This window comes from Reinekea marinisedimentorum (assembly GCF_004341165.1).
Classification (GTDB): domain Bacteria; phylum Pseudomonadota; class Gammaproteobacteria; order Pseudomonadales; family Natronospirillaceae; genus Reinekea; species Reinekea marinisedimentorum.
In genome coordinates this window covers 30,487-45,917 of the sequence record NZ_SLZR01000023.1, presented here as the reverse complement: position 1 = coordinate 45,917, position 15,431 = coordinate 30,487, and the positions used below count along the sequence as shown (strand labels likewise).

Here is a 15,431-nt window from a genome sequence, read left to right as displayed (position 1 = left end):
ATAGCCGCCCCAGGAAAAGATACGACTACAAAACACCGGAGGAAATGTACTATGGAAAATAACTATCGGTGTCGCACTTCAAACTTGATACTAAGACCGCGCTCTCAGCTCTACTGGCCTCTACATCAATTGCAGGCACTAGCGTATCTGTTCACTGCCCTCTAGGGTGCCCGGTGAGCGCCACAAATAATACTGAGTTTTTTGGGCATATTTATGCCCTTTCTATGAATCCGAACACTAAACTAGCTGATTGGGTCGCTTATGAGGTGGATTCAACTAATTTCGGGGTATCACCAGGGCGGGACTGGAACAATAATCCAGCATTAAGCCCAGACATGACCTTAGAGCCAGATGACTACAAAGGAGCGAGTTCATCCAACCTACAATCAGATCGCGGCCACCAAGCGCCTTTAGCCACATTTGCCGGGAGTAAATATTGGTACGAAGCTAACTACCTCTCGAATATTACACCCCAGGATAGAGATCTAAACCAAGGACCTTGGAAAGCATTAGAGGACTCCGTAAGGAACGCAGTAAGTTTCCGGGATTCACTGTGGGTTATTACAGGACCAACCTTTGAAAATTCCGAACTAAAACTGCCTGGTGCAGATGAGCCCCACTCAGTTCCAAGCGCATACTATAAAGTCGTGTATGACATCAAAGGCCATGGAGCTGCCTTCATGCTACCCCAGACAATTAGCCGAAAAGATAACTTTTGTGACTTTCAAATCTCAATGAGCGACCTCCCAATTGAAGCGCTTAACATAACCTCTGACAGTCAAATAGCACAACGCTTAGGCTGTTAAAAGCGAGGCTTACTCAGATTTCAAATGACAGCACCTGACTCTAGATGTCTGAAGAATGAGATATCGAAATTATACGACCAGATTCAGGGGCTTTGTCACCCTTCTGAATTCTCTCAAGTAACTCTTGTCGAACGATGCTAACAGAGTCAGGTGCATATATTGTTAGCCTGACTGAGTTAGCGCTGATACGGGATACTTCAATTGACGTTGAATCATTGATATGGATTAATTCACCTAATTTACGATTCAGTGTAAGCATAAATCTACCTCCTTTAGATTTTTATTATAGCTATCGCTAAATATGATTCCTTTTCTACAGTCTTAATTATCTAGCCAGATTATCGATGGTTGAAAATTGGCATTATAAGCTAAACAGTAATGCACCTCGGAGTTAAATCCGAGAAATATAAATCAACACCGCTTTCAATTTTCGATACAACATACTGACCCAAGCATAAGCGCCTGAGTGTGACCAAGTTTGTTCCTTTTTCTATCTGACTGCAACTGCTGCACCCAAATTCAGGCGCCACTGGTGAAACGTGCACACCGAATTTGATTAGGTGTGCACATGATACTGGTGAATATGCAGGTAATATCTAATTCAGAACAAACGTTCAGTAGATAGTTCTTAATACAAGGACTCCACCTATCAAATATATAAATATAAATAGGATGGCGATGCGCCTTAATCGAAGCCCTTTTTCATTAAGCCGCTCGGGTTTGACCAATAATAATCCATGCCATAACCCTTTATATTCTGACTTTACGTTTCTTATTAGTCTTGTGTTCAAATACATTAAAACCACAAGAGCAACCACATACCAAATTGCAAAAAATAGCCCTTGAGACATAAGAATCCTTATTACTATAAATTAATTTGGTAAATCCCAGTTAGGCGAAGGTACGGGAATTGGTAGACCAAAAATGTCGCATGGGACACTTAGATCAACTACCCAGCAGATTAGAAAAGTTCAAAGAGCTATTTTCTGGAAAAATTCAGGAATTGATCGGCACAGAAGAAAATACCGATTAGCCGCAACACGACATTTGTCATGCAGCACAACGATATCTAATAGAATGCTGGTATAATAAATTTCTTTCTTATTTCTGGTTTAGATAAGAAACTTTCTTAGTTATTTCTTACCTGAGCATCCTCTAAGTTTGCACTTCCACCATAATCCCATGCACACTTTTTCAGATTCAGCCTGCACACTGGAACAGTACGAGTATGCATTTAAGCCAGCGTCCGCAATTGTAGGCGCTGCACCCAAATGCATGCCCTACTGGTGAAACGTGCACACCGAATTTGATTAGGTGTGCATGCCGTGCTGGTGATAATGCAAACTACTTGGGAACTTCTATCTGTAAACTAACAGTCGATAATTCAGACTAAAGCCTAATACATAGGCTGATGCCTATTTCATTTTAGCCTCAGTTAACCTACCTTCAGAATCAAACTCAACATAGCAAAAGCTGTCATCAGGTTTAACATCGCTATCAGGCTTCTTTGATATCCAATAAATAACCTGCGTTTGGCTATCCCCTCTAAAGGTCAACTCCTTGTTACGAGCTGTAATTTTGGACTGTACCACGTTTAGTGAAGAGCCGCGCTTAAGCGAGTTACATTGTTCAACTAACTCACTTAGGTACAGCTCTTCTGTGTTGGAGGTATTTACAACCTCAACTGATCCATAGTTGAAAACTAGGATGTATAGAAACACGATACAACCTATAAAAACAGCAACTCTAAGATACTTCTGGTAATCCATGAGATTTACTAACCCCCGCCATTTAACTTACGCTTTAGTCTGCATAACTCGGCTCTTTGCTCGGGACTTAATCGTTCGACATATGCTTTTGCCGCCGCCAGCATTTCTTCTTTATAAGCACTATATGAACTATAGAAATCCACAACTGGTAGTATTGGGCAAGTATAAGGCAGAACTTTGATTGCTCCCGCCCCCTTAGCCGCTCCACAAGCTAGTACAGGATTTGCATTGGTAACTGTAATGTCTCTGTAGTCGAAAAAGCCATTCCCCTCTACGGTCCAGTTTTCACAGGTTTCAGTATCTGAACATACTAGAACCCAGTCAGATACAACTAAACGAAGCTGCATATAAATTTCTACACCTAAGCCATAATCTGTACCTGACCAGTAACAACCTCCTAAATGTCCGTCATAACACGTATCTCGATTGCGCCGCAGACCGGCAGTAAAAGAAATACTCGGCTCCTTCGCCCAGCCACCTGTAACTTCTAGCCCGAATAAATCAAAAAAGTTTATAGGATTCCCACCAACATACCCATAAGTATTCAACCCACCCTGTAGCCCTATCGGATCACTCTGGATATACCGCCCGATTGATGGGTCGTAATCCCGATAGTAGTTGTAAACATACCCAGTCTCACCATCGGCATATTGCCCCTGGAACCGAGCGTTAAACTCCATCAGTTCCGTTACCACATCCACTTCCCCAAACGGTTTCGTCGACACCTCCCAAACGACCGCTTGGCTTTCATCTGTAACGATCTTCGGTGTGCCAATGTGATCGTTATGGATAAAAAACATACCTGCAAGCTCCGATGTTTGAACCGCTTCGACGAGCTCGACTTTTACAGCATCCGCAATAACATAACCGTCAGTATCTGCACCAGCGATTAAACTAATACTATTACTATTCTCACTGCTTAACGTGTACTCACCCAGCAATTGCCATTCGCCACCATCGACTTGCTGGTTTTTTTCCACTATATAGTGATTGTCGCCACTACTGACAGTATAGACAGCGTTGCTCGCCCGATTACTATTCGACGTCCAGTTGGCATAGAGGTTATAAGTGCCACTTTCGGCAATGGTGATTGGCCAATTGGCTATTGGATACTCAAGTTCAAGCTCGTTGACGACCATTATGCCATCTGCAATGACGTAACCATCGGCGTTATTAGATAGAACGATGGAACTATTTTCGTCCAAATCATAAGCCCCAAGGCTTACCCAGCTTCCGCCATTTGTTGTCTGGTTAACCTCTACAGTGGTGCTCCCGCCTACATGGTAAATAGTATAGGGCGCATTGCTGGCTCGGTTTCCATGAGAAGTAAAATTCACAAGCAGTTCATAAGTACCAGTGTAATCACTAAGCAGCCACGTAAACTGCTGACTCCCATCACCTTTTGCAGCATACTGATAATTACTACCAACGAAGCCACTCACGCTGACAGAGCTATTCCAGTTACTAGTAGACGAAGCCTCCAGATCGAGGTTGTCAATTACATTACCTGACTCAATGACAGACACCCTATTCGCGTGAGAATATAAATAATTGCCCCCTTCATAACCTGATACCGAAGTTGATGCAGTCCAATCTCCGGTGAGCACCCCATCATCTTCGATATCAATTTCCATAGGGCTTACCGTTCCCACAGTACGTGATCCGGCAGAACCTGAAGTGATGACAGCAACCTTCAACGCCCCCAAGTAGATGTATTCGTTTTGGACACTGCCACTGCCATCCGTCTCTGCTATCCGATTACCTTGCGCATCGTAATGCAAGTGATACGTATCACCTTCAGAGGTGTATGCAATTCGCTGCCCCATCGGGTTATATTGATACGTTTCTGTACGGGTCTCGGTGGTGTAGATATCCGCTTGTTCGGGCCGGTCATCTTCATTGTACGCGATGTCAATGGTGCGCTCGTTGTTGATGTCCAACAGCAACTGTCCACTTTCACTGTAAGCAAACTGACGGTTATCCGTCGTCACGCCATCCTCATCCACATCAATATTGGTAAGCTGGTTCGCATCCGCTGCATAAGTATAGTCTTCCGTTGTCACTACACTGCTTGCATCCGTTACCGTACGCTGCGTTCGGTTACCCACCTCATACATAACTGTAGGTGTATTCTCCATAGGGGCCGTTAGCGTATATGAGTCGATTGAGTTCATCATATTCAAACGTTTGCGAGCCATCGCTGTCACTGCTGTCGATGATCGACTCGATATTACTGTTCAGGTCATAGTAATAAGCCCAGTCATTGACCTCGCTGGCCATGCTGGTCAGTCGATAGTCCAGATCATAGTCGTAGGTCTGAACGACACCGTTGCCATAGGTAAACGTACTGATTGGGCCAAACGGCAGGTAACTGATCTCAGAGACAACAACGTCGCTCTCAGCACTGGCGTCGTCTTGTGTGGTAATGCCTGCTAATCGACCTTGTGTGTCATAGCTGTAATTAACCAGCCGACCAGATGGATAGGTTAAGGTGGTCAGTTGGCCGGCTTCGTTGTAACCGTACTCGGTCACATAGGCGATGCCGTCAATGCTGCGCTGTTCCGCAATTAAACGGCCCAGTTGATCATACTGGTAATCAATCTGGCCGCCGTAATACGTCACCTGGGTCAGCTGGCCAATACCGTAGTTTGCGCTGCCATTTATGCCGGTACCGGTATCGTCGTATTCAAACAAGATATTACGCGTCGGATCGTCAGGGTAGCTCTGCTCCGTCAGTCGGTTTAGAGCATCGTAACTGTAGTTAATGGTTGTCGCGTTTGCATTGGTGCGGCTGGTGACGTTGCCGGCATCATCGTGCTCAAAGGTGGTCGTACCGGTATCTGGACTCACAATGCTTTCGATTTCACCATAACCATTATAGGTATAGGTCGTGGTTAAGCCACGAGGGTCGGTTACTGTCTCAATCAGACCATGGTCGTTATAGGTCATGGTGGTTGTGCCATAAGCACTGTCAACGATGTCCGTCAGCTGATTGAGGTTATCGTAGCTGTACTCGGTGGCTGGATTTTGTTTCGGGTCTGTCACACTGGTATTCCGACCATCCGCATCGTAATCCAGTTGTGTGGTTTGATAATCCGTTCCGCCGACCTGCTCACGTAAACGCATCAGGTCATCAAACACTTGCGAGTGCTGGCTGTAAATGGTCGCGGCACTGTCTTGGATCGATTGGGCGACGATATTGCCTGCGGTATCTAACGTATACTCAATACGCTCACCCAAACCATTACTCATCGCCACGAGTCGCTGTGCACCGTCGTACTCATAGAACAGCTCGCTACCATCTGGCATCACAACGGCCGTTAAGTTCCCATTGTTATCATAGGTGTATTCCGTGGTTTGCGTTCCGGCATCACTGGTCACGGTTTGCGAGCTAATCTGTCCATCCCAGCGGTATTCAACATCGGTGACGGCGCCACTTGGTGTGGTGATCGTTTGTGCCAGGCCTCCGTTGGTATAATTGCTGTAGGTTGTTGTATGACCTAAGGCATTCGTGACCGTCAGTAATTCCGCCGTTGCACTGTCATAGGTATAGGTTGTGACATCACTCACATCCGTTCGAGGCCCATCAACGGATGTGACCTGATCGTAATCGTTATAGGTGTAGCTGGTTTGACGGCTGGCTTCAGCCTGACCCAGAATGCACAAAGACATCGCCAGTGCGATACCTTTCATCTGCATGGGTTGACGGTTATTGGTAAATCGCATAAGTTGCATCTTTCTTCCGTTACTGCACTGGCGTAATGGTGGTGGTTAATCGGTTGCCATCGTCATCAAACGTGTAGCTCGTGACTTCCGTTGGCGTCGTGATCGTTTCAATTTGGTTGTGTGTGTCGTTCCACGTATAGGTTGTGGTTTGCTCTTCTGCGGTACCGACCGCATTCGTTTGACTGATCTTGCGATCCTCATCGTCGTAGCTGTATTCGGTGATGATGCCGGCCGGGCTGGTGTGACGTTCCAACAGTTCGTCGTCGTTAAACTCCCACGTCTCGATTGAGAGTTCACAGTCATCACACACGGTGATTTCTTTTTGCGTGAGTTTATAAACACCTCGATATTTGCCGTAGCTGTATTCTTCTTCCCGATACGCATCCACGTCGTAATCTCGATAAAACTTCACGCTGGCTTTATCTTCGGTATCGGAATAACTCACTTCCACGCGTTCGGCGTTGTCGTTCAGTTCCGATAAGATGGCTTTGCCATCGTCGTTGTAATCGATGTTTGCGATCACGGTGCCGTCTTCATTCAGAATACTGGTGACGTAATCAGTAAACGTCTCGTTAAGGCGTCAACCAGAGCAGTCTTCTTTCGATTGCTCAGCAGTTGGAGGTTGACGCCAAGATCCTTTTTTATAACTCAAGTTTCGGAGTTCATTTCAGCTAAGTTTCGACACAGTGCTCTTGCTTCATAGTGAACGTATCTAACTGGAGCGCTTGAACAAAAAATGCTTCGATCTTTTCATCGATTTTTTTTAAGAACGCCCATCACATCAAACTCAGCTGACAGCTCATTGAGCGCCCCCTGTATCACCGTTCTGAACATCTGCCAGAGTCGACCTGCCATGCTCAGTAGATTCATTTGATCGTTAATCTGACGCCTGACACTCGCTGGGTTGGCGCTCTTACTCTTGTTTTTCGCATGCACTAAAACCAGATAACGGATCGCCGTTAAGTGAATGGAGGCTATGTGTGAGGCAAAGCTTACCGTTTGTTCTTTCAGAAAGCCTAAGTGTTGCTTCGCCTCCTTGAAGTACACTTCAATGCTCCAACGTAATGCGTACACTTCCAACATTTTACTCATGCTCATGGTGGCATCCGTCGTTAAAAATACCGCCCAATCTTTGCGTCCCGGCGTCTGGCCTTCCTTTGTTTTTAATCCTCGTACGAACAAGAGTTTAACACCCACCTTTCGCGCAGGTTGCCCTTGATCGGTGTTCAGATCCATCTCCGCTTTAATGCTGCAGGCTTTCCACGGGAGTCCGGCAACTTTGCGCCACTGCGACTTGACGATTTTATGGTACCTCTCTTTCAAGTTGAGATCTTGTTGCTGATAGCTGTCATGGATCAGCTGGGCAGTAAACTTTTGCTGGCCCTTTTTCATGCGAAATATGCCAGTTAGCCCTTGGCTGATCGCGACATCCACCATACGCTTGGTACCAAACCACGCATCAGCTACGAGGTAGTCTGCTTGGATACCTTGGTTTTGGGCACGCTGGATCATGCCTTCCGCCATTGATGGCTTATCGTTTGCTACTGCGTCTTGATAGCGTTTGGCGACAACGCTGCGTTGATCCGAAAAGGGCTGATTAAGCCCCTGTGCTTTTGATTGGCTGATGAAGATATTGGAGTCCAAAGGTAAAAATTCTTCTTCTGTGGCCAGCCCAAGCGTTAAGACCTGCTCGCCCATGACATGCCGACCTTCGGTATGATCAAAGTGGCAGGACACGCCCTCCATTTTTTACCACGCCGCGTTTTCACTGAATCATCCAGAACAAACGTTCGGGTTTGGCTATGCTTGATGGCGGGCGATTTATGGATTTGAGCCGCGACCAATAGGTTGAACTTACGCCAATTAACATCGGGTCGTTTGAGCAAATCATACATAACATCCTTGGACGCATTGGCAAAGCAACCTAATGACTGGCGCGCAAACATGCAGATGGAGTTGACGTTGATCCACTTCCAGATAAGCAGCAGGAACACGGCTTCGCTGATGCCAAGGCCAGATCGCTTAGTGAACCCAGATCGACGAATGTGATGGTTCATATTTAAAGACTTCCAGCTTTCGGAGAAGATATTATCGAAGCATTCGGACGGTGATGTGAAGAACTCGCTGATCAGGGTTGGCAAACGTTTGGAGGGTGTGTCAGTATTCATATCGGCCTTTTCTTTGGTTCTTTCTTTGTGGTGATTAAAGTTTACCATTTTAAAGGCCGCCCTCCCTTTAAATTAGGGTATTAGGCGGATTTTTTGGCTGAATTTGAACTCCGAAACTTGAGTTTTAATAGCTTATTTTTACCATTACCGCAGCTTGATCAAACGGAGCGCATTCAGGGGATGGCTCGCTACATGAATAGTGGTGGCGCATCGTTAGAGGTGCAAATGATACTGCTGTTTTTCGCTGTAATGTTAGCCGTTATTCTGTTGCTGAAAATTATTTTTTTCATGAAAAAAGCAAAGGAAGAACGCTTTCGATTAGAGGCTAAAAAACGTCGCGAAGCAGAACGGAAAAAAGCAGAGCAAAAATCCAATAACAAATCTTTTCATAGCTTGCGCCGCCGTCGTTATTAGTGGCAACTTATTTCAGGGTGGATCAGTCAGGCAAAAAAAGGAACGCCATTTGACGTTCCTCTTTTGTTACTGCTGTGAACTATTAGAGTGCGTCTAACTGTTCGATTTGAGCTTTCAAATCAGTCAGTTTGCTTTTCAGGGCTTCTGCTTTTTCGCGCTCTTTAGCGATAACGGCTTCTGGCGCTTTACTAACGAATTTTTCGTTGTTCAGCTTACCATCTACACGGGCCAGTTCTTTCTCGGTTTTCTCAACATCTTTATTGATACGGGCTTTTTCAGCGTCGACATCAATTAAGCCTGCCATTGGTACCAGAACTTTCAGGTGACCAACCAGTGCCGTTGAGCTTGGTGGTACTTCATCGCCTTCGTTAAGCCAGGTAATGCTTTCAAGCTTGGCCAGCTGTTTTGAGAAGGTTTCGTTTTCTTTATAGCGCCGCTTGTCTTCGGCATCACCGTTTTGCAGCAGAACATTCAGCGGTTTACCCGGTGCAATGTTCATTTCGCCGCGAATGTTACGAATGCCCTGAATCGCACCCTTAACCCACTCAAGATCAGCTTCGGCTTTCTCATCGATCATGCTTTCATCGGCCACCGGGAAGGCTTCAAGCATAATGGAATCGCCAGCACAGCCAGAAACCGGCTTCAGGCTCTGCCAGATCTCTTCGGAGATAAACGGTGTGATTGGGTGAATTAATCGCAGCAGTGTTTCCAGCACAGACACAACCGTTTTACGGGTGCCGCGCAGTTGCACTTCGGTGCTGCTTTCGTTCCAGAATACCGGCTTGGAAAGCTCTAAGTACCAGGAACAGTATTCGTCCCAAATGAAGGAGTAGAGTGCCTGGCTCATCAGGTCGAAGCGGTACTGGGCGTAGTGTTTGTGGACTTCGCCAATTAATACCTGCAAACGCGATTGAATCCACTTGTCGGCTAAAGAAAGCTCAACTTCACCGCCGTTCTGACCGCAATCTAAAGGTGCACCGAACTCATCTGAGCCTTCAATGGCTTCAAAGGTGTTCATATGTACCAGGCGTGAAGCATTCCACAGCTTGTTACAGAAGTTACGGTAGCCTTCTAAGCGTTTTACGTCGAAGTTAATATCGAGTGACAGAGAAGCCAGTGAAGTCAGTGTGAAGCGTAGGGCATCGGTGCCAGACTCGGTAAAGCCTTCCGGGAAGGATTTACGGGTATTTTTTTCAACCTTGGCGGCCAGCTTAGGTTGCATCATACCGCTGGTGCGTTTGGCTACCAGGCTGTCCAGGTCAATGCCGTCAATTAAATCAATTGGGTCAAGTACGTTACCCTTAGACTTGGACATTTTCGCGCCGTGCTCATCGCGAATCAGGCCGGTCATATAAATCTTTTTGAAAGGGATTTGCGGTTCGCCGTTCTCATCTTTGATGAAGTGCATGGTCATCATAATCATGCGCGCCACCCAGAAGAAGATAATGTCGAAACCGGTAACCAGGACGTCAGTTGGGTGGAAACGATGCACCATTTCCATATCATGCGGCCAACCCAGCGTAGAGAATGTCCACAGCGCGGAGCTGAACCAGGTGTCCAGTACGTCTTCGTCTCGCGTCAGTTCTACATCGGCACCCAGGTTGTGCTTTTCGCGTACTTCTTCTTCGCTGCGGCCAACGTAAACCTTGCCGCTGGCGTCATACCATGCCGGAATCTGGTGGCCCCACCAGAGCTGACGGGAAATACACCAGTCCTGGATGTTGTCCATCCAGCGCCAGTATTCGTTTTCGAACATCTTTGGTACAAATTCGATTCGGCCATCTTTTACGGCGTCGATTGCAGGCTGTGCCATTTTCGTAGCAGCCACATACCATTGGTCAGTCAACCAAGGCTCAACAACAGCGCCAGAGCGGTCACCGCGTGGCACCATTAGTGTGTGGTCTTTTATGGAATCGAATAAGCCAGCTTCTTCGAAATCTGCGATGATCTTCTTACGTGCATCGTAACGGTCCAGGCCGGCATAACCTTCTGGTAATGAGCCGTCGAAGCTTTCTAATGGCTTGCCTTCGTAATCGAAACCCTGAGCGGTTTCTAGTACAGCAGCGCTCTGGTCGAAAATGTTGATCAGCTGTGCGCCATGACGCTTGCCTAACTCGTAGTCGTTAAAGTCGTGCGCAGGGGTGATTTTTACGCAGCCAGTACCGAAGTCCATATCAACGTAATCGTCAGCAACGATAGGAATGCGGCGACCAACTAATGGCAGGTCTACAAACTTGCCAACTAACGAGGTGTAGCGCTCATCTTCCGGATGGACGGCGACGGCGGAGTCACCAAGCATAGTTTCCGGACGGGTCGTTGCTACAACTAAATAATCTTTGCCATCGGAGGTGGTTTCGCCATCGGCCAGCGGATAGCGGAAGTGCCACAGGTTGCCCTGTTCTTCGTGGTTTTCTACTTCAAGGTCTGAAATGGCGGTGTGGAATTTAGGATCCCAGTTCACCAGTCGCTTACCGCGGTACAGCAAGCCATCGTCATACAGTTGAACAAAGACTTCACGTACAGCTTCACTCAGGCCCTCATCCATAGTGAAGCGTTCGCGTTCCCAGTCCACCGAATCGCCCAGTCGACGCATCTGGTTAGTAATTGTACCGCCGGATTGGTTTTTCCATTCCCAAACGCGATCGATAAAGGTTTCGCGGCCAAGATCGTGGCGGGTTTTACCTTCAGCAGAAAGCAGACGCTCAACAACCATTTGTGTTGCGATGCCAGCGTGGTCGGTACCGGGCTGCCAGAGGGTGTCGTGGCCCATCATGCGGTGGTAGCGGGTTAGTGCATCCATAATGGTCTGCTGGAATGCGTGCCCCATGTGCAGACTGCCGGTGACATTCGGTGGCGGAATTATAATGCAGTAGGGGTCACCGTTTCCGCTCGGGCGGAAATAGTTGTTTTGCTCCCACGTCTGATAATGCTTGGTTTCAATCTGATTCGGCTGATAGGTTTTTTCCATGAGGGTTCAGTCTCTGCTTTTTGTTAATTCGAGCTAGTCGTCAATAGGTGCGGCTGGCGCAGGCATAAGAGCGATTATACAGCTTTGGCCTGCTAAGGTCAGGCTTTGTATGGGCTTTTTAATAGCTGGCGTGGTTAATTTTGATCGCGACTAATAAAGGCTTCCGGAATGGCCATATGGTGTTCGCGGTACCAGTTACGTACCAGTTCGCGGAAGTCCAGCTCCAGTCGGTCGCGCAATTCGGCTTCAAACAGGGCAACCTGCTCTTTTACTGCCTGCTCTTTCCTGGTGTCGAATGCAGAGGCCAGGCTGGTAACGATGCGTTCCGGGTCGGGTTGCTCAATATTTGGCAGCTCGAGAGTTTCCGGCTCGGCATCTGTCTGTTCCGGTGCTGCTTGTTCCTGTGCTGGGCGCTCTGCTTCTGAAGGCTCGGTGGCAGCCACTTCTTCTGTCGAGCTTAAATCTTCGTCCAGAAAATCGGGCTGCTCAGGTGTGACGATGATTTCATTAACCGGTTTAATGCGCTCTATGCTGGCCAGTTTTTCAGCTTCACGCGCTTCGGCTTCGTTGCGGATTTTAATCAGCTCGGAAAGCGAGCTGGTGGAAAGGAACGGGTTTTCCGGGTTAACCGATGTGGGCGGCCGATGGCCGACAACTTCTTCCAGCGTTGGAATTTCCGGTGTGCTGTCGGCAATTTTGTCGAGGCTGTGACGTATGGTGTAAGGGCATTCTAGAGCTCGTTAACCAATTTAGCGAAGTACTATATGACCAAATAATTCCACGCCTGTTTAAAGCAATGTACGATATTGAGTTCGAAAGCTTTACCGAGGAATTCGAAGTAGAGTTGGTAAAAGAGCCGCCAATTGATCCGGGCTATTACCCCGTAACTGCATCTAAAGATAAGATCATAAGAAAAACTAGTGACCAGGTTTCTGATGTCGCAAATAAGAGTTTTCACGTCAGTGACCATTGCTTTGACTCTAACCCTGAGCGCCAGTATTTCTAAGATATGCTCCACGATGAAAAGGTCAACAAGATATGGTTTACCGGCATGCTAACTCATGGCCAAAGTGACTTTGTTATCCACTACGTTGATTCAGATACTCAGCGCGTTCGCAGTTATTATCCTGACTTCCTAATTAAAAAAGAAGACGGATCTTATGTCATGATCGAAGTAAAAGGTGAACATATGATCGACTCTCAAAATGTGAAAGACAAGAAAGATGCAGCGGAACTGATGGGAGTAGCTTCAGGCATAGGATATGAAATTATCGCTGGTAAATCTGCTGAGGCAGGGAGCTATAAAGTAAGCGTTCATTCCACGCCGTCATTCACCAGCTAATCACACCACCTTACACTGGATCCTGTTTTTAACCAATCACAGGAATCCTTTTTATGTCCCAACTTTATCGGCGTAAATCTTCTGAACAATGGCAATCTTTAGTTGAAGCTCAACAACATTCCGGCCTTTCCGCCGCGAAGTTTTGTGAGCAAAACCAAATCGCCTACACCAGTTTTTGCAAATGGAAACAACGCTTTCCTACTTCGCAGGTTGACCGCAACGAACGGAGTCAGTCTGACTTTGTGGATCTGAGATCTATCTCACCCGGTTCTGATAAATGGCATATCACGCTGGCTTTAGGCGATGGTGTTGAACTTACATTGAGCCGGGGCTAATCGTGTTCACGCCCAATAGTCGGTCACCCATCTGGCTCTATACCAAACCCGCTGATATGCGTAAGTCGTATCGCGGTTTACTGGGTTAGGTCAAGCGGCAACTGCAGGAGGATCCGCTTAATGGCTATTATGTGTTTATCAATCGCCGTAAAACTCAAATGAAAGTGCTTTACTTTGAATCGACGGGCTATTGCATTTGGAGTAAGCGACTTATCCAGGGGCAGTTCAATTACGCTGAAAACCCTATTGGCAAGCAATCGCTCAATGCTGTCGATTTGCAGCACATCTTGGCGGGAATTAAAGTTGAAAAATATCGCCAATATAAGCGCTATCAAGCCAATCGTTAAGGCCAGTCGTGGTATAATCCACGGCCATGAACCCAACGACTTCCGCTTCAAAAACCGCACCGATCACCGACGACTTACTCCACCCGAGTGAGGTCGAAAAGCTGCGTGCTGAAGTCGAAGCCCTTCGTTCGCATAACCGTATCGTTGAAGCTGAAAACCGGGCCTTAAAGCGAGAGCTGTTTGGCGCTAAAAGCGAACGCTGCACTGGCTTCACACCCGAGCAAAATGAACTGGCGGATTTGCCTGGCCCATTACCAGCGGAACCCGCCGAACCGTCGAAGGAAGATGCAACACCCTCCTGTGATAAAGGTGATGATCAAAAAACATCGAGTCGTGGCAAAGCCCCCAAAAAACGCACGGGTTCAGAAATCAATGCCACCGGTTTACGTTTTGATGAGAACGTGCCTGTGCGTGAGGTCATCATTGAGGCCTATGAACTCAAAGGCGGTGATGCCGACCAGTATGAAGTGGTTGGCTACAAAGAAGTCAGCCACATCGTACAGAAAACCAGCGCTTATGAAGTGGTGGTGACCAAGCGTCAGATCGTTAAGCGTAAAGACAGCTCGCAATTAATCACCGCACCGTTGCCGGACATGGTCTTTGAAAGCTCCATTGCCGATGTCAGCTTTGCCGTGGGCTTGCTGGTGAACAAGTATCAGTAATACTTACCGCTGCACCGGCAGCATCAGCAGCTAACGGCTGCGGACATACAGCCGAGTCGAGCCACCTTAACCAACATTACTCAACGGGCCATTGAGTTACTGCGCCCCATTGTTGTAGAACAGCTCATCCATGTGCTGGAAAGCAAAGTCTTGGCTATGGATGAGACCCCGATCAAAGCCACGCGTCAGCCTGGGGCAGGCAAACAGCCCGGCAAAATGAAACAGGCATACTTCTGGCTGATATTCGGCGAGCAGGATGAAGTTGTGTTCACGTTCTCGAAAAGTCGAGGGATGGCGCACATCCAGAACTTATTGGATAAAGTGTGGGAAGGCACCTTATTAACGGACGGCTATGCCGCCTACAGCAGTTACGAAGCCAAGTCAGAGAGAGTGATCAACGCCCAATGTTGGGTGCACATGCGCCGACAATTACTCAAGGCCGAAGCCGAAGAAGAACAGGCAGTCAGCGAAGCGCTCGAGCTCATCGCCAAGCTCTATCGGCATGAAAAAGAGATCAAGCGTAAAAACCTAAGCACTGAGAAGAAACTGAGGTATCGAGCCGAGCACAGCAAGCCGATAGTCGATGCATTTTTTGCCTTCTGCGAAGAACAAAAGCAACGCTCGGATTTACTGCCGGATGATACCTGGATGAAAGGTTTAAACTACGCCTTGAACCGCACACGCCAACTGAAGGTGTTTTTGGAAAGCCCCGATGTGGCGATGGATACCAATCATCTGGAACGAGAAATCCGGCCGATCCCAATGGGCAAGAAGAACTGGCTATGTGTGTCACGAAGTAGAAACTATGACGAAAACGTAAAAGTCGCAGCATAGTCAATACATGCTCTAAATTGGATGGAGGTAGGCCCTCCGGTCAGGGGTTGCAGGACTACT

General features: G+C 47.3%; 17 protein-coding genes. 8 read left to right on the top strand and 9 right to left on the bottom strand.

The genetic code is table 11. The annotated features are described in order from the left end of the window. The first annotated feature begins 173 nt into the window (after positions 1-173). Positions 174-806: a DNA/RNA non-specific endonuclease gene (locus BCF53_RS17520; RefSeq protein WP_132703771.1), complete on the top strand. Its 633-nt coding sequence runs from the start codon at positions 174-176 to the stop codon at positions 804-806. 40 nt (positions 807-846) lie between these two features. Here the strand turns inward: BCF53_RS17520 and BCF53_RS19630 are convergent, their stop codons facing one another. The 7 genes from BCF53_RS19630 to BCF53_RS17485 form a co-directional block, all read right to left on the bottom strand. Beyond that, positions 847-1,065 carry a carbon storage regulator gene (locus BCF53_RS19630; protein ID WP_132703769.1) on the bottom strand — a complete coding sequence of 73 codons (219 nt, stop codon included), beginning with the start codon at positions 1,063-1,065 and terminating at the stop codon, positions 847-849. A 1,156-nt stretch (positions 1,066-2,221) separates the two neighbouring features. Then, the gene (locus BCF53_RS17510) at positions 2,222-2,575 is read right to left on the bottom strand and encodes a hypothetical protein (RefSeq protein ID WP_132703767.1); all 354 of its coding nucleotides are present in this window, start codon (positions 2,573-2,575) and stop codon (positions 2,222-2,224) included. 8 nt (positions 2,576-2,583) lie between these two features. Further along, entirely contained in the window at positions 2,584-4,773 is a 2,190-nt protein-coding gene (locus tag BCF53_RS19590) for a golvesin C-terminal-like domain-containing protein (protein ID WP_132703765.1), read from the bottom strand. After that, the gene (locus tag BCF53_RS17500) at positions 4,685-6,310 is read right to left on the bottom strand and encodes an RHS repeat domain-containing protein (RefSeq protein ID WP_132703763.1); all 1,626 of its coding nucleotides are present in this window, start codon (positions 6,308-6,310) and stop codon (positions 4,685-4,687) included. Before BCF53_RS17500 ends, BCF53_RS19590 begins: the two co-directional genes overlap by 89 nt. Positions 6,311-6,320: 10 nt before the next feature. Beyond that, positions 6,321-6,824: a hypothetical protein gene (locus tag BCF53_RS17495; RefSeq protein ID WP_243645858.1), complete on the bottom strand. Its 504-nt coding sequence runs from the start codon at positions 6,822-6,824 to the stop codon at positions 6,321-6,323. 227 nt (positions 6,825-7,051) lie between these two features. After that, positions 7,052-7,999, bottom strand: a complete 948-nt coding sequence (locus BCF53_RS17490; RefSeq protein WP_165901973.1) for a transposase — start codon at positions 7,997-7,999, stop codon at positions 7,052-7,054. Next, entirely contained in the window at positions 7,981-8,517 is a 537-nt protein-coding gene (locus BCF53_RS17485) for a hypothetical protein (protein WP_132703757.1), read from the bottom strand. The genes BCF53_RS17490 and BCF53_RS17485 overlap by 19 nt, the downstream gene beginning before the upstream one ends. A gap of 45 nt (positions 8,518-8,562) precedes the next feature. On the opposite strand from BCF53_RS17485, the gene BCF53_RS17480 reads away from it, so the two are divergent. Then, positions 8,563-8,883, top strand: a complete 321-nt coding sequence (locus BCF53_RS17480; RefSeq protein ID WP_132703755.1) for a hypothetical protein — start codon at positions 8,563-8,565, stop codon at positions 8,881-8,883. 82 nt (positions 8,884-8,965) lie between these two features. Here BCF53_RS17480 and BCF53_RS17475 read toward each other — a convergent pair whose 3' ends face one another. Together BCF53_RS17475 and BCF53_RS17470 are read right to left on the bottom strand one after the other, a co-directional pair. After that, the gene (locus BCF53_RS17475) at positions 8,966-11,851 is read right to left on the bottom strand and encodes a valine--tRNA ligase (RefSeq protein WP_132703753.1); all 2,886 of its coding nucleotides are present in this window, start codon (positions 11,849-11,851) and stop codon (positions 8,966-8,968) included. Positions 11,852-11,985: 134 nt separating this feature from the next. Next, a complete protein-coding gene (locus tag BCF53_RS17470; protein WP_132703751.1) occupies positions 11,986-12,294 on the bottom strand; it encodes a hypothetical protein in 309 nt (102 codons plus the stop codon). Between the two features lie 55 nt (positions 12,295-12,349). On the opposite strand from BCF53_RS17470, the gene BCF53_RS19245 reads away from it, so the two are divergent. The 6 genes from BCF53_RS19245 to tnpC all read left to right on the top strand — a co-directional run bounded on the left by BCF53_RS19245 (position 12,350) and on the right by tnpC (position 15,371). Then, positions 12,350-12,562: a hypothetical protein gene (locus BCF53_RS19245; RefSeq protein ID WP_165901969.1), complete on the top strand. Its 213-nt coding sequence runs from the start codon at positions 12,350-12,352 to the stop codon at positions 12,560-12,562. A gap of 298 nt (positions 12,563-12,860) precedes the next feature. Beyond that, complete coding sequence (locus tag BCF53_RS19320; RefSeq protein ID WP_207902775.1) at positions 12,861-13,193, top strand: TnsA endonuclease N-terminal domain-containing protein; 333 nt, start codon at positions 12,861-12,863, stop codon at positions 13,191-13,193. Between the two features lie 53 nt (positions 13,194-13,246). After that, positions 13,247-13,528, top strand: a complete 282-nt coding sequence (gene tnpA / locus BCF53_RS17460) for an IS66 family insertion sequence element accessory protein TnpA (protein WP_132703749.1) — start codon at positions 13,247-13,249, stop codon at positions 13,526-13,528. A 101-nt stretch (positions 13,529-13,629) separates the two neighbouring features. Beyond that, positions 13,630-13,875 (top strand): IS66 family insertion sequence element accessory protein TnpB, encoded by a 246-nt coding sequence (tnpB, locus tag BCF53_RS17455; protein WP_132703747.1) that lies wholly within the window; start codon positions 13,630-13,632, stop codon positions 13,873-13,875. 26 nt (positions 13,876-13,901) lie between these two features. Then, on the top strand, positions 13,902-14,537 hold the full coding sequence (locus tag BCF53_RS17450; protein WP_132703745.1) for an IS66 family transposase: 636 nt from the start codon (positions 13,902-13,904) through the stop codon (positions 14,535-14,537). A gap of 9 nt (positions 14,538-14,546) precedes the next feature. Then, positions 14,547-15,371, top strand: coding sequence for an IS66 family transposase (tnpC, locus tag BCF53_RS17445; protein ID WP_132703743.1), 825 nt, complete (start codon positions 14,547-14,549; stop codon positions 15,369-15,371). Positions 15,372-15,431 lie beyond the last annotated feature (60 nt).

What these genes read in the sequence shown, in the direction of transcription:
- BCF53_RS19630 (WP_132703769.1), bottom strand. Translation starts at nt 1,065, where the DNA reads ATGCTTACACTGAATCGTAAATTAGGTGAATTAATCCATATCAATGAT.
- BCF53_RS17510 (WP_132703767.1), bottom strand. Translation starts at nt 2,575, where the DNA reads ATGGATTACCAGAAGTATCTTAGAGTTGCTGTTTTTATAGGTTGTATC.
- BCF53_RS19590 (WP_132703765.1), bottom strand. Translation starts at nt 4,773, where the DNA reads ATGGCTCGCAAACGTTTGAATATGATGAACTCAATCGACTCATATACG.
- BCF53_RS17500 (WP_132703763.1), bottom strand. Translation starts at nt 6,310, where the DNA reads ATGCAACTTATGCGATTTACCAATAACCGTCAACCCATGCAGATGAAA.
- BCF53_RS17490 (WP_165901973.1), bottom strand. Translation starts at nt 7,999, where the DNA reads ATGGGCGAGCAGGTCTTAACGCTTGGGCTGGCCACAGAAGAAGAATTT.
- BCF53_RS17485 (WP_132703757.1), bottom strand. Translation starts at nt 8,517, where the DNA reads ATGGTAAACTTTAATCACCACAAAGAAAGAACCAAAGAAAAGGCCGAT.
- BCF53_RS17475 (WP_132703753.1), bottom strand. Translation starts at nt 11,851, where the DNA reads ATGGAAAAAACCTATCAGCCGAATCAGATTGAAACCAAGCATTATCAG.
- BCF53_RS19245 (WP_165901969.1), top strand. Translation starts at nt 12,350, where the DNA reads ATGATTTCATTAACCGGTTTAATGCGCTCTATGCTGGCCAGTTTTTCA.
- BCF53_RS19320 (WP_207902775.1), top strand. Translation starts at nt 12,861, where the DNA reads ATGCTCCACGATGAAAAGGTCAACAAGATATGGTTTACCGGCATGCTA.
- tnpA (WP_132703749.1), top strand. Translation starts at nt 13,247, where the DNA reads ATGTCCCAACTTTATCGGCGTAAATCTTCTGAACAATGGCAATCTTTA.
- BCF53_RS17450 (WP_132703745.1), top strand. Translation starts at nt 13,902, where the DNA reads ATGAACCCAACGACTTCCGCTTCAAAAACCGCACCGATCACCGACGAC.